Consider the following 24,587-nt stretch of genomic DNA (forward strand, 5'->3'; position numbering starts at 1 on the left):
CGGTTGACATCGTGGTGGGGTCGGTGGGGGGTGCGGGTCAGCCGTGCGGCCAGCCGGTGTAGCACTCGGCCAGGTAGCGGCGACCGTGGTCGGATTCGAGGATGGACCGGAGTTCGCCGAGGCTGCGCTTCGTTTCGAAGGCATCCTGAGTCGGGTCGGTGTGGAGCATCCGTGTCATCTGGTAGGAGAAGTTCTGGGCCTTCCAGACGCGTTTGGTCGCGGTCTGCGAGTAGCCGGCCAGCGCCTCGGCGTCGGAGTCCTTGAGTGCCGAAATGAGAGCGGGGGCGAGCACGGCGACGTCGGCGAAGGCGAGGTTGAGGCCTTTCGCACCGGTCGGTGGGACGGTGTGGGCGCTGTCGCCGGCGAGGAACATCGAGCCGTGCTGCATCGGCTCGGTCACGGCCGAGCGGAAGGGGAGCACGGTCTTGTCGAAGATCGGCCCGGTCTTGAGTTCGAACCCGTCGGGGCCGTCGACGCGGGCCTGGAGTTCGGTCCAGATCCGATCGTCGGACCAGTCGGCGACGTCGGTGTCGGGGGAGGCCTGGAAATACATGCGCTGGACGTTGTCGGAGCGCTGGGAGATGAGTGCGAAGCCGCGTTCGGAGCGGGAGTAGATGAGGACTTCGTGGCTGGGCGGGGCTTCGCAGAGGATGCCGAACCAGGCGAACGGGTACTCGTGGAAGAAGCGCTGCCGGGTGCCGTCGGGGATCATCGAGCGGCATGGTCCGCGAGAGCCGTCGGCGCCGACGACGTAGCGGGCGTCGATGCGCAGTTCGTCGCCGTCCTCAGTGGTGGCGGTGGCCCAGGGACGTTCGGTCTCGATATCGCCGAGGCGGGTGTCCGTGACCGAGTAATAGGTGGGGCGGCCGGTCCGTTCGCGGGCGGCCGAGAGGTCGACGAAGATCTCGTTCTGGGGGTAGAGCCAGACGGATTCGCCGACGAGTTCGGGGAAGTCGAAGTGGTTCGAAGAGCCGTTGACTCGAATGTCGATTCCGTCGTGTCGGTGCCCGTCCGTGTGGACGCGCGATTCGACGCCTGCGGCCTCGAGCATGCGCACGGATCCTGCTTCGAGGATGCCGGCGCGGTGGGTGTGGGCGATGTCGTCGCGGCTGCGGTTGTCGATGACGACGGATTCGATGCCTGCATTGTGCAGCAGGTGCGCGAGCATGAGCCCCGCGGGTCCGGCCCCGACGATTGCGACGTCTGTCTGAAGTTGTGCCACCTTGGCCTCCTTGCCTGTCTCTTCCCAACAGTGTGCGCCCAGTCACGGACGCGAGGCGATGACGTTCTCAATGAATGGGAGGAGGGGGTTGGGGTGGGCGGAGGGGGCCAACGGGATTATCGGTGTGGCGCTTTTGGGCATTACTTCCCAAAGTCACTTTTCGATAACAGATTACAGAAGTGATGGAAAAAAGTTCTACGAAAGTAATTCATAAGTCATCATGAAGTCATTCCCCACAATATTTCATCGTGACAAGGCGCTGGAGCGCCCGACAATGAGGAGTCCCCAGTGACCACAAAGACCACGCGTTCGCGCAAATTCAAAGCCATCCTCGCCGGCGGCATCGTCCTCGGCGTCGGCGCTGCCGTGACGCTGGCGGCCTGGACCGACGACGAATGGGCCGAAGGCGTCTTCGGCGCAGGTTCATTCAACGTCCAGGGCAGCACCGACGGAACGACATTCGCTGACCATGAGAGCAGTGACGGTGCCGCGGCGCTGACTTTCGACCTCGACGGTGGGGACAATATGTCGCCCGGCGATACCGTGGCGGCGCCTTTCGTGCTGCGCCTCGACGGACCGACGAGCTACGACGCGACTGTCTCTCTCGAGTCGGCGGCAGGAGGCGGGGACAACGCTGCGGCGCTGACCTACGCGATCGTTCAGGTCGCCTCGGCGGGTGACTGCTCGGCCACCGCAGAGGGCACTTCGATTGTGCCCGAGGGGACGGCGCTGGACTCGACTACGGGCGCTGCGGAATTCAATCTCACCGCGGGCGCAGACACTGCGACCGGCGACCCGGTCACGCTGTGCTTCCAGGTCACTGCCGGTGACTCGCTGGAGCAGGGGCAGAACACAACCGCTCAGTGGCAGTTCACCGCCACCTCGGCCGAATGACGACGCTGAGCTGATCGATGAGGTCGCTTCTGCCGACGCTGCATAGATTCTTCTCGTCCCGGCGGGTGTCTGAGGACGCCGGCCCGGTCAGTCGACGGCAGCTGCGTCAGCGACGGCAGCTGCGAGGCCGCCGCATCAAAGCGATTCTCGCCGGCGGCCTCGTCTTCGGCGTGGGCGCGACAGCCACGGTGGCCGCGTGGACGGATTCGGAGGAGGCCTCCGGCTCTTTCGAGGCCGGGCGGTTCAATATCGAGCTCCGGGCCGGCGGCGAATGGAACGGCACGAATGAGATGACCTTCAATGCGGGCAACATGTACCCGGGGCAGAAGGTCTACGCGCCGGTGTCAGTGCGCACCACGTCGAATACGTCGATCGACGGCAAGCTCACGGTCTCAGCACGCGGTATCTCCAATCCGAATAGCTTCGCCTCTGCGCTCACATACCGAGCCGTGGCCCGATCGACTTCGGGTGTCGCCTGTAACGCGGGCAATTTTCCTGGTCCGGGCACCTTCGTCTTCGGCAGCGCTGCTGCTGCAATCCCGCTGACCTCCACGACCACAGCCGACTCCACCCAGACCCTCAAAGCCGCCTCAGCGTCGGTCCAGGACTATTGCTTCGAGGTGACACTGGCAAGCAACGCTCCGAGCTCTGCTCAGGGTCTGCAGGCGGGCCACACCTGGACGTTCACAGCCGAGTCCACCGCGCCGGGGAATTGACCATGCCAGGCTCTATGACACGCAAGAGGAACGTGGGTGCATGGCTCGGAGGAGCCGTGCTCAACATCCTCGCCGTCCTCGGCGTAGTCTGCATCGTGCTTGTCGTCCTCAGCTTCGTGTTCAACGTGTCGATCATCATGTTCAAAACCGGGTCGATGAGTCCGACGATCCCGGCCGGATCGGCCTCGCTCGTCCGTGAGATCCCCGCAAAGGACATGAAGATCGGCGACATCGTCACCGTCGATCGCGGGGATAAGGTCCTACCGGTGACCCACCGCATCACCGAGATCCAGCACATTGACGAGTCCACCGGTGCCGTGACTTTCGAGATGAAGGGTGACGCGAACGCCGAGAAAGACCCTGACCCCTACACCGCCGAGACGGTCCGAACGGTGATGTTCTCCGTTCCCGGGGTTGCTCCGATCCTCCAGCAGTGGCGCAACCCGTTCCTGCTCGGCGGCATCACGATCGTGGCGAGCCTCCTCGTCGTGTGGGCATTCTGGCCACGGCGAGATGAGGATGACGAAGACAATCTCGCTGAGGTGGCTCGCCCCCGGGCACGGTCACCGCGGCATGCGATTGCACTGCCAATGGTGTTGGCCATGGCCGTTGGAGGGCAGGTTATTCCTGGGCCATGGTTCGCCGAGGATGCTCTGTCCGTAGACGCGGATCATTCCCTGTCCGCGTCGTCAGGAGCGGCAGATGACATCCTGCGTATGCGCGACTTCGGTGATGCCGAGAAGATGCGCAACCTCAGTCCCGGAAGCTCGGCCACATGGTCGGTTGACGTCTGGGCCGACGCGCCCGAACCTGGAGACATAACGGTCTCAATCGCGTCGGGGGCAGGGGCGGAGGCGCTGGCGGATTCGCTGTCGATCGATGTGCGGGAATGCGCGATGACTGAAGCGGAGGCCCCGTGTCCAAGTGGTTCGAAAATGTTGATTCGCGGAATGCTGCTCAGCGAATTGGAGCCAGCTGTTGACGACGGTCTCAACCTGCTGGAAATGGACAGTTATGACTCTCGCCGAATCGAGATAACGGCGACTCTCGCTGGCGACGCTGATGTTCGCGCGGTAGCTGGCGCCACCGCGGGTGTGCGCGTGTTGGCGGAAGGACTCGGCGACAAGGTTTCGACAGGTCCAGGAGATCCAGGTGATCCTGGCGCGCCGGGCGATTCTGGCTCTGATTCTGATGGCACTGTCGAGGGCGAAGCCGATGGCGGCGGTTCCGGCGAGCTGCCGTGGACCGGAATCGATGGTTGGCAGTGGATTCTGCTCGCAGCATTCTTGCTCGTTGTCACCGGCTCAGCGATCGTGTCGCGAACCAGGAAGGCGAGGATGTCATGACGGGCAGGAACTCGCCGCGACAATCTTGGAGACGAGCTCGTCTGCTGTTGGCAGTAGTCGCATTGCTCGCCCTCGTCGCCGGTCCAGCCGCAGTCAACGGCACCCTCGCCGGTTGGAATGATGAGAAGATAAGCCAGGGGACGTTCACTGCGGGCAAGGTCCCGGCACCGGTGTTGACCGGCAACTGCCAGTTCCGTCCGGGTATTCTTGGTATCGGTGCTAGTGTGCGAGTCTTTTGGAAGCCTCCGGCGGGTTACTCACTCAGCAACATCATTGTCACTGCATCTACGAGCGGTCTTGGGTCCGTCTTGGCACCGATCACCGGCTTCAATCTGACATCGAACACGACCTCGAACAGCGATGGATCGTACACGACAGACGTGCCCACCAACCTACTTGGCGGATTGCTCGGACTCGGATCCGAATTGGAGATAGCCTTTCAGGCCAAACATGCCAGCGGTTGGGTTTCGACATCTGCCTCTGTCGCTAGTAACGCCGGGTTGCTGGGCGGAATCGGCGGAAACTGTCGCAATCTGACGTGATTCCGAGGTCTGACGATCTTTCGTACTGGCAGATGTGCGGGTGTCCGTTCTCGGGGACACCCGCACACATATGCAGCAGTACGGCCTCACGGGCGTGGGTTGATCACCCGACCCCAGGTTGACTTATTGCCCCAGATGTTCTGGCGCAGGCCCTCGAGCTGGAGGATCTGCGAGTGGTCGACGAACAGGTTGCATTCGTTGCCGTAGTTCTTGATGTACCACTCGAAGACCGGTCCGTCGGCGGCTTCGAACATGACGTTCTCGAGGCCCAGACCGTTGATGATCGAGGCGGCCGCGGCGGTGTTCCATTCGTCGACGTTCTCCGTGATGCCCTCGGATTCGATCATGATGATCGAGGCTCCGGCATCGAGCGCCCGCTTGCCGCGGTCGACGAGATCGCCGATGTCCTTTGCGGACTCCGCAGCCAGTTCGGCCTCACCGGAGTCTCCGCCGGAGCCGATCTGGATGCCCAGCTCCGGCTTCGCCTTCAGCCCGGCCTTGACGACCTTCTCGACGAGACGCTCAAGGCCCGAGGTCGGGAGCATGATGAATCCGGTCGAGATCTCGATGACGTCGAAGCCGACCTCCTTGGCCTCCTTGAGATACTGATCGACCGCATCATCTCCGTAGCGCAGGACCGTCTCGATCCATCCGCCCGAGGACACGTACGCCCCGTTCTCATGAGCGATGTCGCTGAAGGCCTTCACCTGATCAGCCGGGACGAGCGAGAACGATCCGCCCGCCCACTTGATGCCGTCGACCCACTGACCGGCGACATCGAAGACGTCCTGCAGATGTCGGGTGCCGAAAGTGGAGTAGTACGGGGCGCGGATCTCGGTCATCCCGATGGTGCGGGGTTTGGCCGAGCGGTGGGCGCGGGGAACGAAGTTCATGGACACATCGAAATCGATGGCGTTCGACATGGTCTTTCCTTTCTTCGGGTGTCGGCGGTCGCCGACGGGGTGCCGGGTTCTCCGGCAGGTGACGCAGCCTCAGCTGCGAGCTTGGGGGACGTGCGCGAGGACCGCGGTCAGCTCTCGGATCTGATGGTTCTCGAAGTCGTGGACAAGGTCGGCGATTTCGTCACGCAGGTCCGCCTCGGCGAAGGGGGACGTCAGGGCATCGAACTTCTTCCGGGCTCCCGTCCAGTCGAGAGGATGCGTGGTGAAACCTTCATAGTCGTCGGTGTTCGCACGGAACTGGGTCCCATCGCCGAGAGTGACGACGAGGTCGGCGCACATCTGCTCGGGGAACCGATCGCTGAACTCCGTGGAGGGAGTGATCGTGACCTTGTGCATGAGGTCCTGGACATCGTCGGCGACAATCCGTTCAGACTCGTACTGCGCCGGATTGAGCTCACCGTCGAGGAGGACGACCGCGAGCATCCACGGCAGCGAATGATCGGCCTCCTCTTTCGTGCGGATGGAGCGCTTGTCGCCTTCTTCGCCGCCGCCGATGATCGAGTATGCGACATCGAAGGTCGTCAGCTCGACGCTGGCGATGGCATCGGCGCGGAATCCCTCCTGGGAGCGGACGTCCTGTGCGGCGTTGAGGGCCGACTGCGAGTGGATCTCCGCATTGTGCTTCTTGATGATCGTGTCCGTGACCTTTTCGAGATCCTCCGCCGACCAGTCGAGCTCGAAGTCCCCGGCCAGGGCCTTGAAGCCCTTGTTGCCCTCGAAGACCTCGGCCGGTCCGGTGATTCCGCGTGAGGCCAGGAGCGCGTTGAAGACGCCTTCCTTCGATACGTGCGGGTACGCCAGTCCCTTCCAATGACTGAGGTCGCCCGTGCGCGTCACCCTGAGGGCTACATTCGCGGTGCCGGCCATGGCGGCAGCATTCGCGATCTGTTCGACGCCCAGGCCCAGTGCCTTCGCCGAGGCGGCCGCCGCAGCGAAAGCGCCCTGTGTCGTGTGGTCGAAGCCGAGGTCTCTCACCGGTGCGACATCCGAGAGCCGGGTGTGGATCTGATAAGCCACGGCGAAGGCCGTGAGAAAGTCCGCGCCCGAGGCGTCGGCCAGCTCCGCGGCCGCGAGGACCGCGCCCATATTGTCCGACGGGTGGTTGGTTTCGCCCTTGGCCAGATAGGCATCCATGAAGTCGAGATATCGGCTCAGGGCGGAATTGAAGAACGCGGCGTGATCGGGGCTGGCCTGGCCCCCGCCGATGAGCGTAGCTCCGCGTCCGTCCCCGAGGTCCTCGATGAGGGTTCTGATCTCCTGCAGCGGGGGAGCGTCCAGGGCGCCGATGGCGACGCCGATGGTGTCGAGGACGCGGATCTTGAGCTGTTCGAGGGCGGTATCGCTGAGCATGTCCAGCGAGGCATCGGCGACGAACTGAGCGAGTGATTGCACCTCTGTCGGTGCGTGGTGCTGGTCCATTGTGACCTTCATTGTGACCCCTCCTTATTAGGTAAGGCGTACCTAAATAATGACTCCAAAAGTATCTTGACGTCAAGATACTTTTGCTGAGAGCTGAGTCACATAGGACTGAATGGGGGTGCTGTGCCCGGCCGTGGTTGACTGATCATTGATTGTTGAGCAAAATGGACGGTTGTTGTGTTCGTCCGCGAACCTGCCGTGAACAGAAAGCAGCTCAATGATCATCACCGGACTCATAGTCGGCCTCGTCCTCGGATTCGTCTTCCAACGTGGGCGTTTCTGCGTGACCGGCGCCTTCCGCGATCTCACGCTGACGGGGAACACGCGCTGGTTCTCCGCCCTCATCGTGCTCATCGCCGTGCATTCCATCGGCCTGTTCCTGCTCAACAGCTTCGGAGTCATCACCCTTGAGGCGGCGCCGTTCCCATGGCTGGCTTCGATCGTCGGCGGACTGATCTTCGGCTGGGCCATGGTCTACGCCGGAGGCTGCGCGACTGGCACCTACTACCGGGCCGGTGAAGGACTCGTCGGCAGCTGGTTCGCCCTCATCTTCTACGCGCTCTTCTCCGCTGTCATGAAGCTCGGCCCGCTCGCCGGCTTCACCGAAGGCATCCGCGGTATCACCCTGGACAACGGCAGCCTGCAGGCGAGCACCGGCATCAGCCCCTGGGTCTTCGTCGCCATCATCTCTGCATTGGCGATCTGGCTGACCGTCCACCATGCCCGCAAACTCAAGACTCCGATGGCCACCCTGCCTCCGCGCAAGACCGGCCTGGCGCATCTGCTCACCGAGAAGCGCTGGAACCCCTTCGCCACGGCCGTGGTCATCGGCATCATCGCCACGATCGCCTGGCCGCTCTCCGCCGCCACGGGTCGCAACTCGGGTCTGGGCATCACCACTCCCTCGGCGAACCTCGTCGGATACCTCACCACGGGTGACACGCAGCTCATCGACTGGGGCGTCATGCTCGTCATCGGCATCCTCGTCGGCTCCTTCATCGCGGCCAGGGCCTCCGGCGAGTTCCGGGTCCGTGTGCCGGACAAGAGCGTGATCATCAAGTCGATCATCGGCGGAATCGGCATGGGCGTCGGCGCAGCCATCGCCGGCGGCTGCACCGTCGGCAACGCGATGGTCTCGACCGCACAGTTCGAATACCAGGGCTGGGTGTCGATGGTCTTCATGATCGTCGGCTCCGGAATCGCAGCGAAGGTCTCCATCAAACCGAAGAAGTCGCAGGCCGCAGAGCCCGCGGCGGAAAGCAGGACAGTATGAAGCAAGTACTCGAAACCGACGGCCAGGTCTGCCCCTTCCCCCTCGTCCAAGCCAAGGACGCGATGACCGGTCTGGAAGCCGGTGACGAACTCGTCATCAACTTCGACTGCACCCAGGCCACCGAGGCGATCCCGCAGTGGGCCGCCGAGAACGGCTACCCCGTCACCCACTTCGACCGGGTCACCGACGCCAGCTGGACCATCACCGTCCAGAAGGCCTGAATCGCAGGAGATGCCAACCACATCGGCCGGCGCAGCTGCAAAGCTGCGCCGGCCGATGTGCAATGTCAGTGCCGATGTCTAGACTCAAGACATGAAGATCACGGTTCTCGAAGGCGATATCACCGAGGTGGCCGTCGACGCGATCGTCAACGCCGCGAATTCTTCGCTGCTCGGTGGCGGCGGAGTTGACGGAGCCATCCACCGCGCGGCCGGTCCCGCGCTCCTCGAAGCCTGCCGCGAGGTCAGGCGGACCACCCATGTGCGCGGTCTGCCGCCGGGCCAGGCCGTGGCCACCTCAGCGGGGGAGTTGCCTGTCCGCTGGGTCATCCACACGGTCGGACCGAATCGGAACGCGGGCGAGGCTGATCCTGAGATCCTCGAGTCCTGTTTCGAATCGAGCCTCAACCTCGCCGAGGAGCTCGGCGCCTCCTCGATCGCGTTCCCGGCCATCGGCGGCGGAGTCTACGGCTGGGCGCCCAGGGACGTCGCCGAGGCGGCTCATTCCGTCATCGTCTACGGACGGTCCCGCGGACGCTGGGACTCGATCGACGAGGTGCAATTCGTTCTCTTCAGCGATCAGATGACCAGCGTGTTCTGCCAGGTCTTCGACCACGATCAGTGGTGATGTCATGAAGGTCAACAGGGTCATTCCCGACATCGCGGTCGACGACCTCGACGCGGCGCGGGAGTTCTATGCGGGCTTCCTCGGGGTGAGCAGCGAGGAATTCAATCTCGGCTGGGTCGCACGCTTCACCTCACCGGGCACCGGCGCCAGCGTGCAGGTGCTCACCGACGATGAGACCGGGCAGACGAATCCCGTGGCTTCGGTGCTCGTCGAGGACGTCGACATTGCCTTTGCCGAAGCCCAGCAACAGGGCATCGAGATCGTCCACCCGCTCACCCACGAGGAATGGGGAGTACGGCGGTTCTTCGTCCGCGCACCCGACGGCAACGTGTTCAATATCGTCGCGCATCCGGAGTGAACCCACGCGGGGCAGTGTTCACGCTGCCCTGTGCCGCACTCTGTGTACGACCGCCAGCGCCAGCGCGCTGACGGCACAACCGGCGGCGATGAGCAGCGGGATTCCGGAGACGGCGGCCTCGACGACATATTCGGGGCCGGTCTGCAGAACCGGACCGACGATCTTGACGAGGAGGAAACCGAGGACGCCGATGAAGAGGAACAGCGCCGCCCTCTTGCCGAGAACCACCGCCAGGGGCTTCGGATACTGATAGGTCTGTGTCGTGCTCATGGTCGATCACCTGATGTTTTCGTCCACGGTCCAAACCATTTGGGCTGTGCCTGCCACGCTACGCCTGCAAGCAGAGTGTGCACTGGGGGATCTGAGGACGTTCGATGGGAGCCGCCAACGTTTACCCGCGTGAAGCATCGCCCGGCCGAACCAGCCCCGTCTCATAGGCGAGCACGATGAGCGCGGCACGGTCCCGGGCATCGAGACGAGTGAGCAGACGACTGACATAGGTGCGAGCAGTGGCGGGGCTGAGGAAGAGTTCGGCAGCGATCTCGTCATTGGTCAGCCCACGCCCGATTCCGCTGAGGACCTCGACCTCCCGTTCAGTCAGCTCATCGAGCCCATGCCCGTCCGGATCGGGTGAATGCCCCTCCGCGACGACCCGCATGACCGCGGCGGTGACAGATGGAGACAACAGGGCATCACCTGCGGCGACCGTGCGGATCGCAGCGCGCAGATCGTCGGGAGAGACGTCCTTGAGTAGGTACCCTGCGGCACCGGCGCGGATGGCGGCGAAGACGTTCTCGTCCTCGTCGAAGGTGGTGAGCACGAGCACCCTGACCCCGTTCAACGCACCATCGTCGACGATGGCCCGCGTCGCCTCGATCCCGTCCATCACGGGCATGCGGATGTCCATGAGTACGACATCGGGGCGCAGCTCCCGCACATGCGACAGCCCTGACCTCCCGTCCGCCGCCTCGGCGATGACCGAAATGTCTCCGTCGCGTTCGGCCAGAGGTCGCAGACCCGCTCGGACCAGCTCCTGATCGTCGACGATGACGACGCGAATCGTCTCGGTCATTCGTTCTCCTCCACGTTGATCGGCAGATGCGCGATCACTTCAAATCCTTCACCGTTCGCTCCGGCACCGAGGCGACCGCCGAGCAGCCCCGCCCGTTCCGACATCCCGCGGATGCCGGCACCGGCGACCGTGTCCGCGGCCCCGCCGTGACCGTCATCGCGGATGCGCATGATGAGCTCGTCGCCGTGTACCTGCCCGGAGATGCGGGCCGCGCTCGCCCCGGAATGGCGGAGCACGTTCGTCACCGATTCCTGGACGATCCGAAATGCCGCGGCGTCGACGGCCCGCGGCAGCCGTGCCGGATCGACATCGAGGTCGACCGTGACGTCGAGGCCGGCGGCTCGGGCCGACTCGATGACGGAGGAGATCGAAGCCAACCCCAGCGCCGAGGCGGGTCCCGGGTCGGTCGCACCCGCGGACTCCTCGCGGAGGACCTTGACCGTGCGACGCAGTTCCCGCAGTGCCTCCGAGGTGGCACCGCGCACCCGTTCGAGTGCGGCCCCGCGGTCGTCCGGGTCCACGGCCTCGGCCGCCACTGAGGTGTGCAGGGAAGCCACGGACAGCGTGTGACCGATCGTGTCGTGGAGGTCGCGGGCGATGCGCACTCGTTCGGAGTGCATCCGCGCCTCGGCGGCTCGGGACTCCTCGGCAGTGGTGAGGGCGGCGATGCGCGCCGACTGCGTACGGGTCTCCCGGACCAAGCGGACCACGGACCCCAGGGCGATCGCGGCGGCTGCCAGGGCAAGTTCAGTGACGAAGCCGTACCCGGTCAGTTGGGCGCGCGGATCGAGGTCGTCGAATCGGTAGAACGTCGACACGGCAATCAAGACCGCAGCACCGAGCACCGCCCATGAGGTGCGCCGCACCTCGGCAGTCGAGTAGAGGGCACCGACCGCGGGCAGGACCATGCCGATCGGCGGCAGATTCAGAGCGTAGTAGGCGAAGATCCCGAACACGGTCACGGCCAGAACGGTCAGCGGCAGACGGCGACGCAGGAGCATCAGGGCACCGAAACCGATCGCCCAGGCGACGCCGGGCAGCGGGGAGGACTCGGCATCGGCGGCGATGACCAGCGAGATCACCAGGGTCACCGCAACAGCCAGGGAGGCATCGGTTAGCCACGGTTCGAGGCGCTCGCGCTCCTCACCCGTCTCACTCACATCTGCCGAACCCATAGTCCAAGACTACGGAGCATTCGCGTCCGCCGCAGTCGTTCGGCGTCGATCGGGCAATCGCCTCCAGGCGACTCGAGCCTCGCCTCGGGGCAGGAGGAACTGACGCCTCAGTGTCGATGTGGCAGATCCGGCCGACCGGAAGAGTGGGGGACATGAATACGACAACACATTCGAAACGTCCCCTGTCCTGGCCGCTCATCGTCGGTCTGTCCTCTCTGGCACTGCTGTGGCCGCTGACCGGACTGTGGCCCATCCTCGGTGACGGTGCCGTCCGCGCCCTCACTCTGCTCGGTCTCACCGGAGCGGTGTGGATCGGGACCGTCGGCTTCGCCCGCGTCGCTCGGCCCGTACTCACCCTGACGATCTGCGGCGCGGCGCACGGCTTCCTCACCCTCGCATTCGGCGGACTGCTCGCCGGGACCGGGCTGATCAGCAGCGGGCCGGCGGTGTTCATGGCACTCATCCCGAGCCTCGGAACGGGCGCAGGGATCGGCGCCCTCACCGGACTGGCAGCCTACGGAATCCAGGCGATGCTCGGGAAGCGGGAGCAGCGATGAGACGGCGCCCGCACGCCTCGGTCGCTGTCGGGGCCGCTGTCGCGGTGGTCGTTGCGGTCGGGCTGGCTGCATGCGGAGTGTCGACCACCTCGGTGACGGAGGCCGAGTTCGACAACGAACTGGCCATCCCACCCTTGGCGGAATCGACGGTCAAGGACGGGGTGCGCACCTTCGACCTTACCGCTGAGAAAGGGTCGACGGAGTTTCCCGGTCAGGACGGGCCGACGGAGACCTGGGGATTCAATGGGTCATTTCTCGGGCCCACTCTGCGGGCCGAACGCGGGGAGAAAGTCGCCGTCGAAGTCGCGAACGACCTCGACGAACCGACGAGCGTGCACTGGCACGGGATGCATCTGCCGGCGACGATGGACGGCGGTCCGCACCAGATGATCGATCCTGGTCAGTCGTGGAAGCCGCACTGGACGATCGACCAGCAGGCCTCGACCCTGTGGTACCACCCGCATCCACATGGAAAGACCGAGGACCACGTGTACAAGGGGTTGGCCGGGATGGTCATCCTCGACGACGATGCCAGCGCCGACGCGGATCTGCCGGACGAGTACGGCGTCGACGATCTCCCGCTCATCGTGCAGGACAAGTCCTTCGACGACGGCGAGCTCGAGCTCAGCGACGACGGGGCCGAACCGGGGATGCTCGGCGACACCGTCATGGTCAACGGCACCATCGGCGGGGTGCAGGAGGTGACATCGGAGAAGGTGCGGCTGCGCCTGCTCAACGGATCGACGGCGAGGACGTACGCCTTCGAATTCCCCGATCGGTCGATGGACCTCATCGCCGGTGACGGCGGACTCCTCGACGGGCCCGCAGAGATCGATCGGCTGAGGTTGGCGCCAGGGGAGCGCGCCGAGGTGGTCGTCGACTTCACCGCAGGTGAGACGGTGCGGATGCGCTCGGCCGAGGTCGACCTCGGCGGGGTGGCGGTGCCGGCGACGATGGGCGGACACGATTCCTTCGACGTTCTCGAATTCCGTGCGGCCGAGACCCTGACACCTGCTCCGGAACCCGCATGGTCGCCGTCGTCGCATGCTGGGGACGATGCCCTAGTTGAGACTGAGGCAGCCACGACTCGGAAGTTCGAACTCGAGGAACGTGAGATCAACGGTGAGCGGATGGACATGAACCGCATCGACGAGGTGGCCTACGTCGGTGACACCGAGGTGTGGGAGGTGCGCAGCAAGCAGCCGATCCCGCACAGCTTCCACATCCACGATGTGCAGTTCGAGGTGCTCTCGGTCGATGGGGAGGCGCCGCCGGTGGAGATGAGCGGAAGGAAGGACACGATCTACCTCGAACCGAATCGCGACTACCGGCTGCTCATGCGATTCGAGGACTTCGCCGACCCGACGATGCCGTACATGTATCACTGCCACATGCTGCTGCACGAAGACGAGGGCATGATGGGTCAATTCGTCGTCATCGAGCGAGGTCAGGAGGCAGAAGTCGGGGTGCCGACCGGGCATGACGGGGCCGGGCACGAGCACTGAGGTGGCGACAGTGCTCGTGCGTCATCGACAGAGCGGTCAGACCGCGGTGTAGCCGCCGTCGATGAGGTAGTAGGCGCCGGTGACGAACGAGGCATCATCGGAGAGCAGGAAGGACACGACCTTCGCTACTTCATCGGCGGTGCCCAGGCGGCCGAGGGGGTGCTTGGCCTTGAGTCCTTCAAGCGTTTCGGCGTCCAGGCTCGATTCGAGCAGGGGAGTCGTGATATAGCCGGGGCCGACTGTGTTGATGCGCAAGCCTTCGGCGCCGTACTCGGCGGCGGCATTCTTCGTGATGCCGACGACGCCGTGCTTGGCTGCGGTGTAAGCGCCGTTATTGATCGCGGCGACGGTTCCGTGAACCGAAGCCATATTGACGATCGCCGACTCCGCTGCGCCGTTCTCGAGCATGGCCGGGATCTGGAAGCGCATTCCGTAGAGGACGCCGTTGAGGTTGACGTCGATGACCTTGTCCCACGAATCGAGGTCGGTCTCGCCGACGGGCACCTGCTTGCCGCCGATGCCGGCATTGTTCACTGCGAAGTTGAGCCCGCCGTAGGTATCGACAGCGAACTGGACGGCCTTCTCCGAGTCTTCCTTCGAGGACGTGTCCTGCTTGATCGCCGAGGCGGTGCCTCCGGCCTCGGTGACCTCACCGGCGACACGCTCGGCTGCCTCGAGGTTGATGTCGGTGATGACGACCTTCGCGCCCTTGGAGGCGAGGTCCTTGGAAATCGCCTCTCCGAGGCCCGATCCGCCTCCGGTGACGAGTGCGACCTTGTTCGTGAAATCTGCCATGGTGGTGACTCTCTTTCTCGAAAATCCTCGGGCCCAGCTGATGTGGCTCTCACCAGGCGTAACGAGGAAGAGTCGGAGAACATTCCGCTGTAAGTCGGCCTGTTCGGTCGCACGGGGCATTGATCGAGGCCGGCAACAATGGTTAACTGGTTGCAATCTGCAACTAGATTGATGATCGTTGCGGCTCGAGGGGGAGCGATGGGAAAAGTGGCATGGGGTTTCACCTGTTCGATCGACGGATTCATCGCCGGGCCAGGCCATGACATGTCGTGGCTCTCGGCCTCCGAGCCGAACGCCGAAGGCACCACCGAGGGCATGGCGTCGAAAGTCGCCGTCATCATCTCCGGCCGCAGCGGCTACGACGCGGCCAAGGCGCAGGCCGCCGAACGCGATGAGCTGACGTCCGAGCCATACGGAGGTGCGTGGTCGGGGACGGAGTTCATCCTCACTCATCGTCCCGAGGATTTGGCCGGGGACGCCTCGGTGACCGCGCTGAACTGCACCATCACCGAGGCGGTCGAGCGTGCCCAGCAGATCGCCGGTGACCGCGACATCCAGATCATCAGCGCCGATATCGCCCGGCAGGCACTCGAGGTCGACCTCATCGACGAACTCCAGGTCTACGTCGCCCCGGTCTTCCTCGGCGACGGCACCCGGATCTTCGATGTTCCCGGCGGACGGCGGGTCGATTGGGAGCTCGAGGCGATCGATACGGCGAATGCCCGCAGCTTCGGTCGGACGTACCGACCCAAGAGGCCTAGCCCTCCCGCCGACTGAGGTCCCAAAGGATCCGCAGAGCCTCCTCGTCGAACTCCTCACCGGAATCGACATCCGGTGAACCGCTCCTGACCTCGGCGTGGAGGCGTTCCATCTTCCGGTCGAGTTCGCTGGCCGCGTCGGCCGCCTCGGTGAGTTCGCCGACGAGACGTTCGGGAACGTCGCCGTCGAATTTGTAGTGGATCTTGTGTTCGAGGCTCGCCCAGAAGTCCATCGCGATCGTGCGGATCTGCACCTCGCAGATGACCGGGGTCGGCCCGCTGCGGAGGAACACCGGGACCTCGAGGATCGCGTGCAGGCTGCGGTAGCCGTTGGGCTTCGGCTCTGCGATGTAGTCCTTGACTTCGACGAGGCGGACGTCGTTCTGCGCGGTGAGCAGCTCGAGGACGTGGTAGGTGTCGGCGATGAAGCTGCAGGTGATGCGGATGCCTGCGATGTCGGTGATCTCGCGGCGGATGATCGCGGTGTCGAGCGGCAGGCCCCGACGGTGGACCTTCTCCAGCAGGCTCCGTGGCGACTTCACGCGAGAGGAGATGTGCTCGATCGGGTTGTAGCTGCGCGTGTGGACAGACTCCTCGCGCAGGATCGAGATCTTCGTGAGCACCTCGTCGATGACGAAGCGGTGGTGCATGATCAGCTGCGAGAAATCCAGGCGCAGCTGACGGATGCTTTCGATCTGCTGTGGTGTCAGGGCGGTCTCTGTTGGCGTCATCTCTTTCCGGATCTCCATTGTGGCCTCAGTGTATCGGCGGAACATCTGTTCTGTGTCAGTGCCGAGGAGTACCGTTTTGGCATGTGCAGAAACATCAGGACCCTCCATAATTTCGAACCTGCCGCCACCTCCGACGAAGTCCACGCCGCCGCACTGCAGTATGTGCGCAAGATCGCCGGCACGACGAAGCCCTCGCAGGCCAATGCTGAGGCCTTCGACGCTGCTGTCGAGGAGATCGCCCACACCACCCAGCACCTCCTCGATGCGCTGGTGACGAACGCGCCGCCGAAGAATCGAGAGGAGGAAGCGGAGAAGCGGCGAGCCAGATTCGCGGCTCGCGCATGACGATCGCCGGACTTGTCCTCGCCGGCCTCGCCGCCGCCCTGCACGTCTTCATCTTCTACTTGGAGTCCATCGCCTGGACGAGTCCACGTGCCCGCGCCACGTTCGGCACGACCGAAGCCGAGGCTGCGGCGACGAAGTCCCTGGCCTTCAACCAGGGCTTCTACAACCTCTTCTTGGCCCTCGCTGTGTTCATTGGCCTCATCGTCTTCGGCGCAGGCTCTGCCGCGGTCGGTCTCACCCTCGTCTTCGTCGGGGCAGGATCGATGCTCGCCGCAGCGCTGGTGCTCGCACTCTCAAGCCGTGAGCTGCTCGCCTCCGCGCTCAAACAGGGCACGCTGCCGTTGTTCGGTGTGGTCTGCCTGCTCGTCGGTGTGCTGGTCTGAGTCGCAGCGATCTGACTCAGCCGGCGAATCGATGATCGGCGGTAAGGTCCTGCGTGATCCTCGCCGAGGCGGTCCGCAGGACCCGCATGATCGCGGGCACGCCTTTACGGTGCTCCGAATCGATGACGACGCCGAGCCCGGCGATCGCCGCCCCGCCGGCGTCGAAGACAGGAACCGTGATTCCTGTCGTGCCCTCATCGATATGGCCGGAGAGCTCGGCGAAATGGTGAGAGCGGATGGAAGTGAACATCTTGTGCAGAGCTGCAGGATCCGTTGTCGTCTTCTCCGTGATGGCAGACAGCGGCCCCCGCAGATACGCCTCACGCTGATGCTTCGGGGCATAAGCCAAGAGCACGAGTCCACACGATGACGCATGAGCCGGCAGCCGACCGGCGGTCTTCGACCGGTGGATGACCGCATTCGGCGCCGACATGCGCTCGATGATGAGCACCTCCCGCTCCCGCAGAATGCCCAACTGGGTGTTCTCGCCGACGAACTCGTGTACACCCATCATGTGCGGTCTGGCCACCGAAGCCAGATCGACGGCATCGGAGGCGCGGTTCGACAGCTCCCACATCCCGACGCCGATCCGGATGCGGCCGTTGGGGTCGCGCTGGAGCAGATCGTGACGCATCATCTCACCGATGAGTCGGTAGGCCGTCGACTTCGGCAGTTCGGCACGCTCGGCGATCTCGTCGGTGCTCAGGCTCTGATGGTCCGGGTCGAAGGATGCGAGCACGCGCACGAGCCGATCGATCATCGAGTCGCCGGAAGGAGAGTTCGCCATGCCTCGGATTCTAGCGGTTCTCAAGAAAAATTCTCAATGAATGGGAGCACTGTGGCTTCGGGTGGTCCCGGTCACTACTCTGACGAGAGGTGCACCACAGTCCCGCCCCGACAAAGAAGTGAGGACAGACAATGACTGATTTCCTGGGAACCGACTGGCACGAGAAGATCTTCACCGGCACCTGGGCCGCCGGCTCAGGAGAGACCTACGATGTCATCGAACCGGCCACTGGTGAGACCCTCGGCCGCCTCGGTGCCGCCAGCGCCGACGACGTCACCGCCGCCGCCACGCGAGCCGCCGCTGCACAGAAGGAATGGGCGAAGACCACCCCGGCCGAACGGGCTGCAGTGCTGCGCCGCGCCGGTGCTCTGTGGGCCGAACACGCCGAAGAGCTCTCCGGATGGATCATCCGCGAAGCCGGCTCCATCCCGCCGAAGGCCGCACTCGAACTCTCCTCGGCCGAAGCCATCTGCTTCGAATCCTCCGCCCTGCCCAGCCACCCCAAGGGGCAGGTGCTCACCTCGAACGAACCCCGGTGGTCCTTCGCCCGCCGAGTGCCCGCCGGAGTCGTCTCCGTCATCGCCCCGTTCAACTTCCCCCTCATCCTCGCCATGCGCTCCGTCGCCCCGGCCCTGGCATTGGGCAACGCGGTCCTGCTCAAGCCTGACCCCCGCACCGCCGTGTGCGCCGGAGTGGCGATCGCGAAGGTCTTCGCCGAGGCGGGACTGCCCGAAGGACTGCTCCAGGTCCTGCCCGGCGGTCTCGACGCCGGTGAAGCCGTCGTCGCCGCACCCGAGGTCTCCGTCATCTCGTTCACCGGCTCCACCGCGGCCGGACGCAAGGTCGGCGAAGCCGCCGGTCGCCTCCTCAAACGCTGCCACCTCGAGCTCGGGGGCAACAATGCGCTCGTCGTCCTTCCCGGAGCCGAGGTCGGTCCCGCCACCTCGGCGGGGGCCTTCGGATCGTGGATGCACCAAGGCCAGATCTGCATGACCACAGGCCGCCACCTCGTCCACGAATCCATCTACGACGAATACATCGAACAGCTGGCCGAACGCGCCCGCAACCTGCCGGTGGGCAACCCCGCCACCGAGGAGGTCGCGATCGGACCAATCATCGACGAGAAACAGCGCACCCACGTCCGCGACATCCTCGACAAAGCCATCGCCGACGGTGCCACACTCGTCGCCGGCGGGCCGGGCGAAGGGGCCTTCGTCCCGCCCACGGTGCTTACCGACCTCAGCCCTTCGAACCCCGCCTGGGCGCAGGAGATCTTCGGACCCGTCGCCCCGGTGGCCCGCTTCTCCACCCTCGAAGAAGCCGCCGAGATGGTCAATGCCAGCGAATACGGACTCTCCTTGGGCATCCTCGGCGATGTGGGTCTGGCCATGGACCTCGCCGACCTCGTCGACACAGGGAAGGTCCACATCAACGAACAGACCGTCTCCGATGAGGCCAACGTCCCCTTCGGTGGCATGAAGGACTCCGGCAACGGATCCCGTTTCGGCGGGGCTGAGGCCAACATCGAAGCCTTCACCGAAACCCAATGGGTGACGATGCGCTCGTCCATCGCGCCTTACCCGTTCTGACCTGCACGACAACACCCCGGAGACACCGATGTCCGCAACCACCCCGTCCGCATCCACGACCGGTTCCGCCTCGGCGGGCCGCTGGCCGGCCGTCCTGTGCTGGCTGGCTGTCGCTTTGGAGGGCTTCGACCTCGTCGTCCTCGGCGCGGTCATCCCTGAGTTGCTGGCCACCGAGGCCCTCGGATTCACCCCCGAGGCGGCCACGATGGTGGCCACGCTCAGCCTCGTGGGAGTCGGCCTCGGCGCCGTATCCGTCGGCCCCGTCGTCGACCGGATCGGACGGCGGTGGGCGATCATCGGCTGCGTCATCGGCTTCAGCGTCTTCACTCTGCTCGTCGCGTTCGCTCCGAACGTCGCACTGTTCACCACCTTCCGGTTCATCGCCGGACTGTTCCTCGGTGCCGTCATGCCCAGTGCGCTCGCCTACATCAGCGAGTACAACAAGTCGGGTAAGACCGGAAAGGCCACGACGCTGACGATGACCGGCTACCACGCCGGCGCCGTCGCGATCTCCCTGCTCGCCGTCGCCTACTCCCACAACTGGCACCTGCTCTTCCTCGCCGGCGGAATCGCCGGCCTCGTCATGGTGCCCCTCCTGATCTGGAAGCTGCCCGAATCCGAAGTCTTCCTCATCGCTCAGGAGCTCAGACGCAACCCCGCTGCCGCGCAGGCGGTGGATGTCGGCGCTGCTGATCCGTCCGGCACCGTCGACGCGCAGGCGAAGACAGGAATGGCGGGACTTTTCGAGGGCAAGCTGGCGCTGGTGACCATCGGCGTGTGGGCAGCGAGCTTCATGGGACTCCTGTTGGTCTACGGACTCAACACCTGGCTGCCGAAGATCATGGCCGACGCCGGCTACGAGGTCTCGGATTCGCTGGTCATGCTCTTCGTCATGAATATCGGCGCCGTCGTCGGGCTCGTCCTGGCCGGCTGGTTGGCCGACAAGCACGGGACGAAGAAGATCGTGCTCATGTGGTTCGTCCTGGCTGCCATCTTCCTCGCCGCACTGTCGATTCCGATGACCAGCCAGGTGCTGCTCAACATCGCGGTGTTCATCACCGGAGTCTTCGTCTTCTCCGCCCAGGTGCTCGTCTACGCCTTCGTCTCGGCCATCTACCCGGCTCAGGCCCGCGGCACCGCGCTGGGCATGGCTTCGGGCATCGGGCGGATCGGTGCCATCGTCGGTCCGTTCATCACCGGCGCCCTCGTCACCGCGGGCATCGCCTATCCGTGGGGCTTCTATCTCTTCGCCGTCGTGGCAGTCCTCGGGTTCGCAGCCATGGCGATCGTGCCGAAGTCGCTACGCTGAAAGCATGACTCGGTGGATCGATGCCACGTTCGTTCGCGGCGGCACAAGCAAGGGACTCTTCTTCAGCGAATCCGCGCTGCCACCTTTGGGCACCGGCGGGGACACGGCGGAGTGGGACACGATCTTCTGCCAGGCGATGGGCTCGCCCGATCCGTTCGGCCGTCAGCTCGACGGAATGGGCGGGGGAATCTCCTCGCTGTCGAAGATCGTCGTCGTGGCCGCCTCGGCGAGGGATGGGGTCGACCTCGACTACACGTTCGGTCAGGTCTCCGTCACCGAGGCGGCCGTCGACTATTCCGGCAACTGCGGAAATCTGTCGTCCGGGGTCGTGCCTTTCGCGCTGTCAGTGGGTCTGATCACCGCAGCCGACGGATGGAATGTCTTCCGGCTGTTCAATACGAACACGCAGAAACTCGTCGACGTCGGCCTCGGCGTCGTCGATGGGCAGGCCGACGTTACGGGAGATCTGGTGCTGCCCGGAGTCAGCGGAACGGGCGCACCGGTCGAACTCATCTATCCCGACCCGGCTGGCAGCCGCACCGCCGGGCTCCTGCCGACGGGGAAGGCAGCCGAGTCCATCACTGCCGGTGGGGCGATGTTCGAGGTCAGCCTCGTCGACGCCACCCTGCCCGTCGTCATCGTCCCGGGTGCTGCGATCGGACTCAAGGGCATCGAATCTCCGGAGGAGATCGACGCGAACAAGCACGCGATGGGCATGATCGCGGAGCTGCGCCGCAACGCCGCTGTGCGGATGGGGCTGTGTGAGTCACCGGAGGAAGCGCCGGACGTCGTGCCGAAGGTCGCCGTGGTCACCGCCCCACAGCCCACCCGACTGCTCGACGGAACGACCCTGGCCGCCGAGGAGGCCGACCTGCTCGTGCGGATGATCTCCATGGGTCAGACGCACAAAGCCGTGCCCGGAACCGGAGCCATGTGCCTGGCCGCGGCCGCGCAGATCCCGGACACGATCATCAACCGCATCATCCGACGCTCCAGGCCCGGGTCCGACACCGGGGACGAAGACAAAAATGTCGGGCCGGAAGTGCGGCTGGCCACCCCTTCGGGCGTCGTCACGGCCGGTGCCGTCTTCGACGCGGACACGGTGACGGCCACCTCCCTCTTTCGCACGGCACGAGTGCTCATGCGGGGGCAGGTGGCCGTCACCGACTAAGCGTCACCAACCGTTGTGGCGACCGTTCTTCCCGGCGTTCTTGCCTCCAGGGTGATCACCGTCGCGGCTGCCCCAATGGTTGCCGTTCTTGCCACCGTTCTTCCCCGCGTCCTTTCCGCCGGGGTGGTCGCTCGAACCGTCGGCGTCGGCGTTTTCCGCAGCGTCTGCTCCGGCGTCGTCGTCCCCGCCTTCATCTGAGGAGTCGAAGAGGCCGACGACGACCGGATCATGGTCGGAAGCCCGGAACTGGTCCGGAGCGAAGAGGTCGCTGACGTTGTAGTTGAACCGGCTGTATTCGAGCGCCAGGGACTCGACCGAGTTGATGTTCCAGACGTCGGCCCCGGTGACGGAGCCGAAGGCCGTTGCCTCCGCGCCTGCACCGTCGGCTTCGTCCGAGGCGTCGAGGGCGAGGACATGGTCGAGGCTGCCGGTGCGCGAACCGAAGACATACGTGGATTCGTCCGTCTTCTCCGCCGCGATGTCCTTGTATCCGGCCTCGTAGAAGACCTGCATAGGGTCCTCCTGAGTGTAGGAGTTGAAATCGCCGAGGAGGTAGACCAGGCCGCTGTTCGCTGCCTCCTGCTGGTCGCCGGCGAACCCGACGAGTGATTCGGCCTGCTTCACGCGGTCGGCGTTCGACGCGCCCTGACCGTCACCGGAGTCCTCGTTGCCCGGACCTGAACCGGATCCCTTGGACTTGAAGTGGTTGGAGATCGTCACGAAGGTCTTGTCCTTTTCGATCTCACCAGTACCGTCCTTCGGCGCGAACGCCTGGGACAGGGGTTCGCGGGCATTGGAGAACGCATCCTGGTCATCAAGGATCGTGGATTCGTCCTGCGGGGCCACCTCGGCGGGTTGGTAGATCAACGCCGTGCGGATGACATCCTCATCGGACGGAACGGCGGCAGGGGAGTCGACGAAGTCCCATTTCTCGGTTCCGGCGGCCTCGTTGAGACGCTTGACCAGGGTCGCCAGCGCGTCGTCGCGGTCCTTGCCGAACGCGGCGGAATTCTCGATCTCCATGAGCGAGACCACCGAAGCGTCGAGCTTGTTGATCGCGGTGACGATCTTCGTCTCCTGACGCTTGAGACTCTCCGCATTCGCGGCACCGCGGGCATCGCAGCCGCCGCGGACGGTGATGTGGTTGCCCTCGCGGTCGTCGTAGTACTGGCAGCCAGAGAGCTGGTCACCGGTGGTGGTGAAGTAGTTGAGGACGTTGAAGCTGGCGAGGCTGACCTGCCCGCCGACGGCCTCGGGGGCCTCGGTGCGAGTGTCGGTGAAGGTGGTCGGCTGGACCGCCTCGGCGTTGTCCCCGGTCAGACGGGTCGTCGGCTGGAATCGCCACTTCTCGTGATCGAAGCCGAGCACGACCGGGGAGGTGAAGTTCGCCTGCGCACCGACGCGGACCGGGTCCTCTTTGCTGAGGTAGGGCAGGGGGATGTCCTTGTCGGCCTTGAGGAAGTTCACGGTGGCGCCGTCGTCGAGGACGACCTCACGGTCGAGGTTCGCGGCTTCCAGAGCCTTCGCCTCGGGGGTGCCGGGGCGGTGGACGTCGGTGGGCTGGTCGAGCGTGCCCTCACCGGTGGCGAGGACGACCTCGCCGTACGTATTCGTGTTGTAGTTGTCGGCGACGGTCAGCGATTCGCTCGGCTGCAGGAGCATGCCTTCGAGGGATTCGCGCTTCTCGTCTCCGGCAGGAAAGGCGTCTTCGACGGGTTTGACCGCCTCGGCGGGTTCGTCGACCGTTTTGAGACCGGACGCGGATACGGAGATCTGGGTCTGACCGTAGTGTTCGGATACGGTGCCGGTGACCTCGACGTGGTCGTCGATGCTGATATCGGCGACGGTGTCGGGGGAGTAGACGAAGATGCCGTCGGATGCTGCACCGTCGGCACGGTCGGCTCCGCCGGTGCCCGGGGTCTGGATGTAGTAGCCGTTCAGCCCGCCCTCGGGGTAGGCGGCGGTGACGACACCGCGGGTGGTCACGGTCTTGCCTTGGATGGGGCTGGCGTCGCCCGTGCCCTGGATGTCGGCGATCGGCGTGACGCCTTCGGGAGTTTCGCCGTCGTCGCCGTCGTCGCTGCCTTCTCCGCCGTCGCTGCTGTCGGGCAGGGCGTTCGGGGTGGGGGCTGCCGACTTCCACGCGTCGCCGGTGAGCTGGATCGACTGGCCGCCGGCGGCAGTCGCACCGGTCGGTTGGGCTTCCTGGCCGATGACGGGCGCGGGGGTGAAGGTGTTCTTCGTGCCGGTGACGCCCTTGCCGTCGACGACGCCGCCGATCTGCTGGAAGTCGACCAGCTCGCCGTCATCGTCGATGACGAAGGCGCTCGAGCCGTACTCGCCGTCGGCGGCCGAACCGGCCTTGACGGAGTTCGTGATCGGCACGTCGATCGCGACGGCACCGGAATCGCCGACCGTCGTGTCCTCGGGCACGGTGACGGTGTTCTCCTGCGCCTGAACGCTGCCGCCGCGTGTCACCGAACCGAAGGTCCACCCGGAGATGTCGGTGCCGGGGTCGGCGGCGACTTCGATGAAGTCGGTCTCGAGGGTGTAGGCGATTTCGGAGATGCGGATGTCGCTGTCTGCGGCGGCGTCTGATGCGACTGCCGGTGCGAGGGGGAGAGCCAGGCCCGCAACGAGACTGAGCGCCGCGGCGGAAGAGAGAGTGGTCGTGACTTTCATGGGAGCCTTTCGGGCGGATGAGCGGCTGTGCGCACCGTGTCGATCACGTGCGCAGTCCCTTGCACCCTAGCGGCTCACTCATCGACGACAGCGGCGAAGATGTGAACAGCTTGTGAACAGTCGAACAGTCCACTGAGTGCCACGGGTGGC

General features: G+C 64.9%; 26 protein-coding genes. 16 read left to right on the forward strand and 10 right to left on the reverse strand.

The genetic code is table 11. From position 1 onward, the window contains the following. Positions 1–37: 37 nt before the first annotated feature. The gene (locus tag KTJ89_RS04905) at positions 38–1,222 is read right to left on the reverse strand and encodes a 4-hydroxybenzoate 3-monooxygenase (RefSeq protein WP_259356952.1); all 1,185 of its coding nucleotides are present in this window, start codon (positions 1,220–1,222) and stop codon (positions 38–40) included. A gap of 288 nt (positions 1,223–1,510) precedes the next feature. On the opposite strand from KTJ89_RS04905, the gene KTJ89_RS04910 reads away from it, so the two are divergent. From KTJ89_RS04910 to KTJ89_RS04925, 4 genes are all read left to right on the forward strand, one after another. Then, positions 1,511–2,116 (forward strand): SipW-dependent-type signal peptide-containing protein, encoded by a 606-nt coding sequence (locus KTJ89_RS04910; protein ID WP_139469219.1) that lies wholly within the window; start codon positions 1,511–1,513, stop codon positions 2,114–2,116. 65 nt (positions 2,117–2,181) lie between these two features. Then, positions 2,182–2,832 carry a SipW-dependent-type signal peptide-containing protein gene (locus KTJ89_RS04915; protein ID WP_259356953.1) on the forward strand — a complete coding sequence of 217 codons (651 nt, stop codon included), beginning with the start codon at positions 2,182–2,184 and terminating at the stop codon, positions 2,830–2,832. A 14-nt stretch (positions 2,833–2,846) separates the two neighbouring features. Next, complete coding sequence (locus KTJ89_RS04920; protein ID WP_259356954.1) at positions 2,847–4,178, forward strand: signal peptidase I; 1,332 nt, start codon at positions 2,847–2,849, stop codon at positions 4,176–4,178. After that, complete coding sequence (locus KTJ89_RS04925) at positions 4,175–4,720, forward strand: hypothetical protein (RefSeq protein WP_259356955.1); 546 nt, start codon at positions 4,175–4,177, stop codon at positions 4,718–4,720. The genes KTJ89_RS04920 and KTJ89_RS04925 overlap by 4 nt, the downstream gene beginning before the upstream one ends. Before the next feature lie 86 nt (positions 4,721–4,806). Here the strand turns inward: KTJ89_RS04925 and KTJ89_RS04930 are convergent, their stop codons facing one another. Next, on the reverse strand, positions 4,807–5,643 hold the full coding sequence (locus KTJ89_RS04930) for a phosphosulfolactate synthase (RefSeq protein ID WP_139907072.1): 837 nt from the start codon (positions 5,641–5,643) through the stop codon (positions 4,807–4,809). Between the two features lie 69 nt (positions 5,644–5,712). After that, positions 5,713–7,113, reverse strand: coding sequence for an MmgE/PrpD family protein (locus tag KTJ89_RS04935; protein ID WP_259356956.1), 1,401 nt, complete (start codon positions 7,111–7,113; stop codon positions 5,713–5,715). Between the two features lie 205 nt (positions 7,114–7,318). On the opposite strand from KTJ89_RS04935, the gene KTJ89_RS04940 reads away from it, so the two are divergent. From KTJ89_RS04940 to KTJ89_RS04955, 4 genes are all read left to right on the forward strand, one after another. Continuing rightward, the gene (locus KTJ89_RS04940; RefSeq protein WP_259356957.1) at positions 7,319–8,374 is read left to right on the forward strand and encodes a YeeE/YedE family protein; all 1,056 of its coding nucleotides are present in this window, start codon (positions 7,319–7,321) and stop codon (positions 8,372–8,374) included. Then, a complete protein-coding gene (locus tag KTJ89_RS04945; RefSeq protein WP_259356958.1) occupies positions 8,371–8,595 on the forward strand; it encodes a sulfurtransferase TusA family protein in 225 nt (74 codons plus the stop codon). Before KTJ89_RS04940 ends, KTJ89_RS04945 begins: the two co-directional genes overlap by 4 nt. A 91-nt stretch (positions 8,596–8,686) precedes the next feature. Further along, positions 8,687–9,220: an O-acetyl-ADP-ribose deacetylase gene (locus tag KTJ89_RS04950; protein WP_259356959.1), complete on the forward strand. Its 534-nt coding sequence runs from the start codon at positions 8,687–8,689 to the stop codon at positions 9,218–9,220. Positions 9,221–9,224: 4 nt separating this feature from the next. Beyond that, entirely contained in the window at positions 9,225–9,578 is a 354-nt protein-coding gene (locus KTJ89_RS04955) for a VOC family protein (RefSeq protein ID WP_259356960.1), read from the forward strand. 18 nt (positions 9,579–9,596) lie between these two features. Here KTJ89_RS04955 and KTJ89_RS04960 read toward each other — a convergent pair whose 3' ends face one another. The 3 genes from KTJ89_RS04960 to KTJ89_RS04970 form a co-directional block, all read right to left on the reverse strand. Further along, the gene (locus KTJ89_RS04960; protein WP_139469233.1) at positions 9,597–9,848 is read right to left on the reverse strand and encodes a hypothetical protein; all 252 of its coding nucleotides are present in this window, start codon (positions 9,846–9,848) and stop codon (positions 9,597–9,599) included. A gap of 121 nt (positions 9,849–9,969) precedes the next feature. After that, positions 9,970–10,650 (reverse strand): response regulator, encoded by a 681-nt coding sequence (locus tag KTJ89_RS04965; protein ID WP_259356961.1) that lies wholly within the window; start codon positions 10,648–10,650, stop codon positions 9,970–9,972. After that, a complete protein-coding gene (locus KTJ89_RS04970; RefSeq protein WP_259356962.1) occupies positions 10,647–11,825 on the reverse strand; it encodes a sensor histidine kinase in 1,179 nt (392 codons plus the stop codon). The genes KTJ89_RS04965 and KTJ89_RS04970 overlap by 4 nt, the downstream gene beginning before the upstream one ends. A gap of 152 nt (positions 11,826–11,977) precedes the next feature. On the opposite strand from KTJ89_RS04970, the gene KTJ89_RS04975 reads away from it, so the two are divergent. After that, positions 11,978–12,382, forward strand: a complete 405-nt coding sequence (locus KTJ89_RS04975; protein WP_259356963.1) for a hypothetical protein — start codon at positions 11,978–11,980, stop codon at positions 12,380–12,382. Then, entirely contained in the window at positions 12,379–13,887 is a 1,509-nt protein-coding gene (locus KTJ89_RS04980) for a multicopper oxidase family protein (RefSeq protein ID WP_259356964.1), read from the forward strand. The genes KTJ89_RS04975 and KTJ89_RS04980 overlap by 4 nt, the downstream gene beginning before the upstream one ends. Before the next feature lie 36 nt (positions 13,888–13,923). Here KTJ89_RS04980 and KTJ89_RS04985 read toward each other — a convergent pair whose 3' ends face one another. Then, a complete protein-coding gene (locus KTJ89_RS04985) occupies positions 13,924–14,682 on the reverse strand; it encodes an SDR family NAD(P)-dependent oxidoreductase (protein ID WP_259356965.1) in 759 nt (252 codons plus the stop codon). Positions 14,683–14,880: 198 nt separating this feature from the next. Between KTJ89_RS04985 and KTJ89_RS04990 the strand changes: the two genes are divergently transcribed. Then, positions 14,881–15,459: a dihydrofolate reductase family protein gene (locus KTJ89_RS04990; protein WP_259356966.1), complete on the forward strand. Its 579-nt coding sequence runs from the start codon at positions 14,881–14,883 to the stop codon at positions 15,457–15,459. Here the strand turns inward: KTJ89_RS04990 and KTJ89_RS04995 are convergent. Further along, positions 15,440–16,171, reverse strand: a complete 732-nt coding sequence (locus KTJ89_RS04995) for a GTP pyrophosphokinase (RefSeq protein WP_172175104.1) — start codon at positions 16,169–16,171, stop codon at positions 15,440–15,442. The genes KTJ89_RS04990 and KTJ89_RS04995 overlap by 20 nt on opposite strands. Positions 16,172–16,252: 81 nt before the next feature. Between KTJ89_RS04995 and KTJ89_RS05000 the strand changes: the two genes are divergently transcribed. Together KTJ89_RS05000 and KTJ89_RS05005 are read left to right on the forward strand one after the other, a co-directional pair. Next, complete coding sequence (locus KTJ89_RS05000; RefSeq protein WP_039207958.1) at positions 16,253–16,516, forward strand: DUF2277 domain-containing protein; 264 nt, start codon at positions 16,253–16,255, stop codon at positions 16,514–16,516. Then, positions 16,513–16,899 carry a DUF1304 domain-containing protein gene (locus tag KTJ89_RS05005; RefSeq protein WP_139907082.1) on the forward strand — a complete coding sequence of 129 codons (387 nt, stop codon included), beginning with the start codon at positions 16,513–16,515 and terminating at the stop codon, positions 16,897–16,899. Before KTJ89_RS05000 ends, KTJ89_RS05005 begins: the two co-directional genes overlap by 4 nt. A 16-nt stretch (positions 16,900–16,915) precedes the next feature. Here KTJ89_RS05005 and KTJ89_RS05010 read toward each other — a convergent pair whose 3' ends face one another. Further along, positions 16,916–17,686 (reverse strand): IclR family transcriptional regulator, encoded by a 771-nt coding sequence (locus tag KTJ89_RS05010; protein WP_259356967.1) that lies wholly within the window; start codon positions 17,684–17,686, stop codon positions 16,916–16,918. Positions 17,687–17,817: 131 nt separating this feature from the next. Between KTJ89_RS05010 and KTJ89_RS05015 the strand changes: the two genes are divergently transcribed. From KTJ89_RS05015 to KTJ89_RS05025, 3 genes are read left to right on the forward strand one after another with little or no spacing between them, the layout of a single operon-like run. Next, positions 17,818–19,275 carry a benzaldehyde dehydrogenase gene (locus KTJ89_RS05015; RefSeq protein WP_172175101.1) on the forward strand — a complete coding sequence of 486 codons (1,458 nt, stop codon included), beginning with the start codon at positions 17,818–17,820 and terminating at the stop codon, positions 19,273–19,275. Between the two features lie 28 nt (positions 19,276–19,303). Further along, the gene (locus KTJ89_RS05020) at positions 19,304–20,584 is read left to right on the forward strand and encodes an MFS transporter (protein WP_259356968.1); all 1,281 of its coding nucleotides are present in this window, start codon (positions 19,304–19,306) and stop codon (positions 20,582–20,584) included. Between the two features lie 4 nt (positions 20,585–20,588). Further along, a complete protein-coding gene (locus KTJ89_RS05025) occupies positions 20,589–21,755 on the forward strand; it encodes a PrpF domain-containing protein (protein WP_259356969.1) in 1,167 nt (388 codons plus the stop codon). 3 nt (positions 21,756–21,758) lie between these two features. Here the strand turns inward: KTJ89_RS05025 and KTJ89_RS05030 are convergent, their stop codons facing one another. Further along, entirely contained in the window at positions 21,759–24,437 is a 2,679-nt protein-coding gene (locus KTJ89_RS05030) for an ExeM/NucH family extracellular endonuclease (RefSeq protein ID WP_259356970.1), read from the reverse strand. Between the last annotated feature and the right edge of the window lie 150 nt (positions 24,438–24,587).

It is taken from the genome of Brevibacterium sediminis (assembly GCF_024895295.1).
Lineage (GTDB): Bacteria > Actinomycetota > Actinomycetes > Actinomycetales > Brevibacteriaceae > Brevibacterium > Brevibacterium sediminis.

What these genes read in the sequence shown, in the direction of transcription:
- KTJ89_RS04920 (WP_259356954.1), top strand. Translation starts at nt 2,847, where the DNA reads ATGACACGCAAGAGGAACGTGGGTGCATGGCTCGGAGGAGCCGTGCTC.
- KTJ89_RS04925 (WP_259356955.1), top strand. Translation starts at nt 4,175, where the DNA reads ATGACGGGCAGGAACTCGCCGCGACAATCTTGGAGACGAGCTCGTCTG.
- KTJ89_RS04930 (WP_139907072.1), bottom strand. Translation starts at nt 5,643, where the DNA reads ATGTCGAACGCCATCGATTTCGATGTGTCCATGAACTTCGTTCCCCGC.
- KTJ89_RS04935 (WP_259356956.1), bottom strand. Translation starts at nt 7,113, where the DNA reads ATGAAGGTCACAATGGACCAGCACCACGCACCGACAGAGGTGCAATCA.
- KTJ89_RS04940 (WP_259356957.1), top strand. Translation starts at nt 7,319, where the DNA reads ATGATCATCACCGGACTCATAGTCGGCCTCGTCCTCGGATTCGTCTTC.
- KTJ89_RS04945 (WP_259356958.1), top strand. Translation starts at nt 8,371, where the DNA reads ATGAAGCAAGTACTCGAAACCGACGGCCAGGTCTGCCCCTTCCCCCTC.
- KTJ89_RS04950 (WP_259356959.1), top strand. Translation starts at nt 8,687, where the DNA reads ATGAAGATCACGGTTCTCGAAGGCGATATCACCGAGGTGGCCGTCGAC.
- KTJ89_RS04955 (WP_259356960.1), top strand. Translation starts at nt 9,225, where the DNA reads ATGAAGGTCAACAGGGTCATTCCCGACATCGCGGTCGACGACCTCGAC.
- KTJ89_RS04960 (WP_139469233.1), bottom strand. Translation starts at nt 9,848, where the DNA reads ATGAGCACGACACAGACCTATCAGTATCCGAAGCCCCTGGCGGTGGTT.
- KTJ89_RS04965 (WP_259356961.1), bottom strand. Translation starts at nt 10,650, where the DNA reads ATGACCGAGACGATTCGCGTCGTCATCGTCGACGATCAGGAGCTGGTC.
- KTJ89_RS04970 (WP_259356962.1), bottom strand. Translation starts at nt 11,825, where the DNA reads ATGGGTTCGGCAGATGTGAGTGAGACGGGTGAGGAGCGCGAGCGCCTC.
- KTJ89_RS04975 (WP_259356963.1), top strand. Translation starts at nt 11,978, where the DNA reads ATGAATACGACAACACATTCGAAACGTCCCCTGTCCTGGCCGCTCATC.
- KTJ89_RS04980 (WP_259356964.1), top strand. Translation starts at nt 12,379, where the DNA reads ATGAGACGGCGCCCGCACGCCTCGGTCGCTGTCGGGGCCGCTGTCGCG.
- KTJ89_RS04985 (WP_259356965.1), bottom strand. Translation starts at nt 14,682, where the DNA reads ATGGCAGATTTCACGAACAAGGTCGCACTCGTCACCGGAGGCGGATCG.
- KTJ89_RS04990 (WP_259356966.1), top strand. Translation starts at nt 14,881, where the DNA reads ATGGGAAAAGTGGCATGGGGTTTCACCTGTTCGATCGACGGATTCATC.
- KTJ89_RS04995 (WP_172175104.1), bottom strand. Translation starts at nt 16,171, where the DNA reads ATGACGCCAACAGAGACCGCCCTGACACCACAGCAGATCGAAAGCATC.
- KTJ89_RS05000 (WP_039207958.1), top strand. Translation starts at nt 16,253, where the DNA reads ATGTGCAGAAACATCAGGACCCTCCATAATTTCGAACCTGCCGCCACC.
- KTJ89_RS05005 (WP_139907082.1), top strand. Translation starts at nt 16,513, where the DNA reads ATGACGATCGCCGGACTTGTCCTCGCCGGCCTCGCCGCCGCCCTGCAC.
- KTJ89_RS05010 (WP_259356967.1), bottom strand. Translation starts at nt 17,686, where the DNA reads ATGGCGAACTCTCCTTCCGGCGACTCGATGATCGATCGGCTCGTGCGC.
- KTJ89_RS05015 (WP_172175101.1), top strand. Translation starts at nt 17,818, where the DNA reads ATGACTGATTTCCTGGGAACCGACTGGCACGAGAAGATCTTCACCGGC.
- KTJ89_RS05020 (WP_259356968.1), top strand. Translation starts at nt 19,304, where the DNA reads ATGTCCGCAACCACCCCGTCCGCATCCACGACCGGTTCCGCCTCGGCG.
- KTJ89_RS05025 (WP_259356969.1), top strand. Translation starts at nt 20,589, where the DNA reads ATGACTCGGTGGATCGATGCCACGTTCGTTCGCGGCGGCACAAGCAAG.
- KTJ89_RS05030 (WP_259356970.1), bottom strand. Translation starts at nt 24,437, where the DNA reads ATGAAAGTCACGACCACTCTCTCTTCCGCCGCGGCGCTCAGTCTCGTT.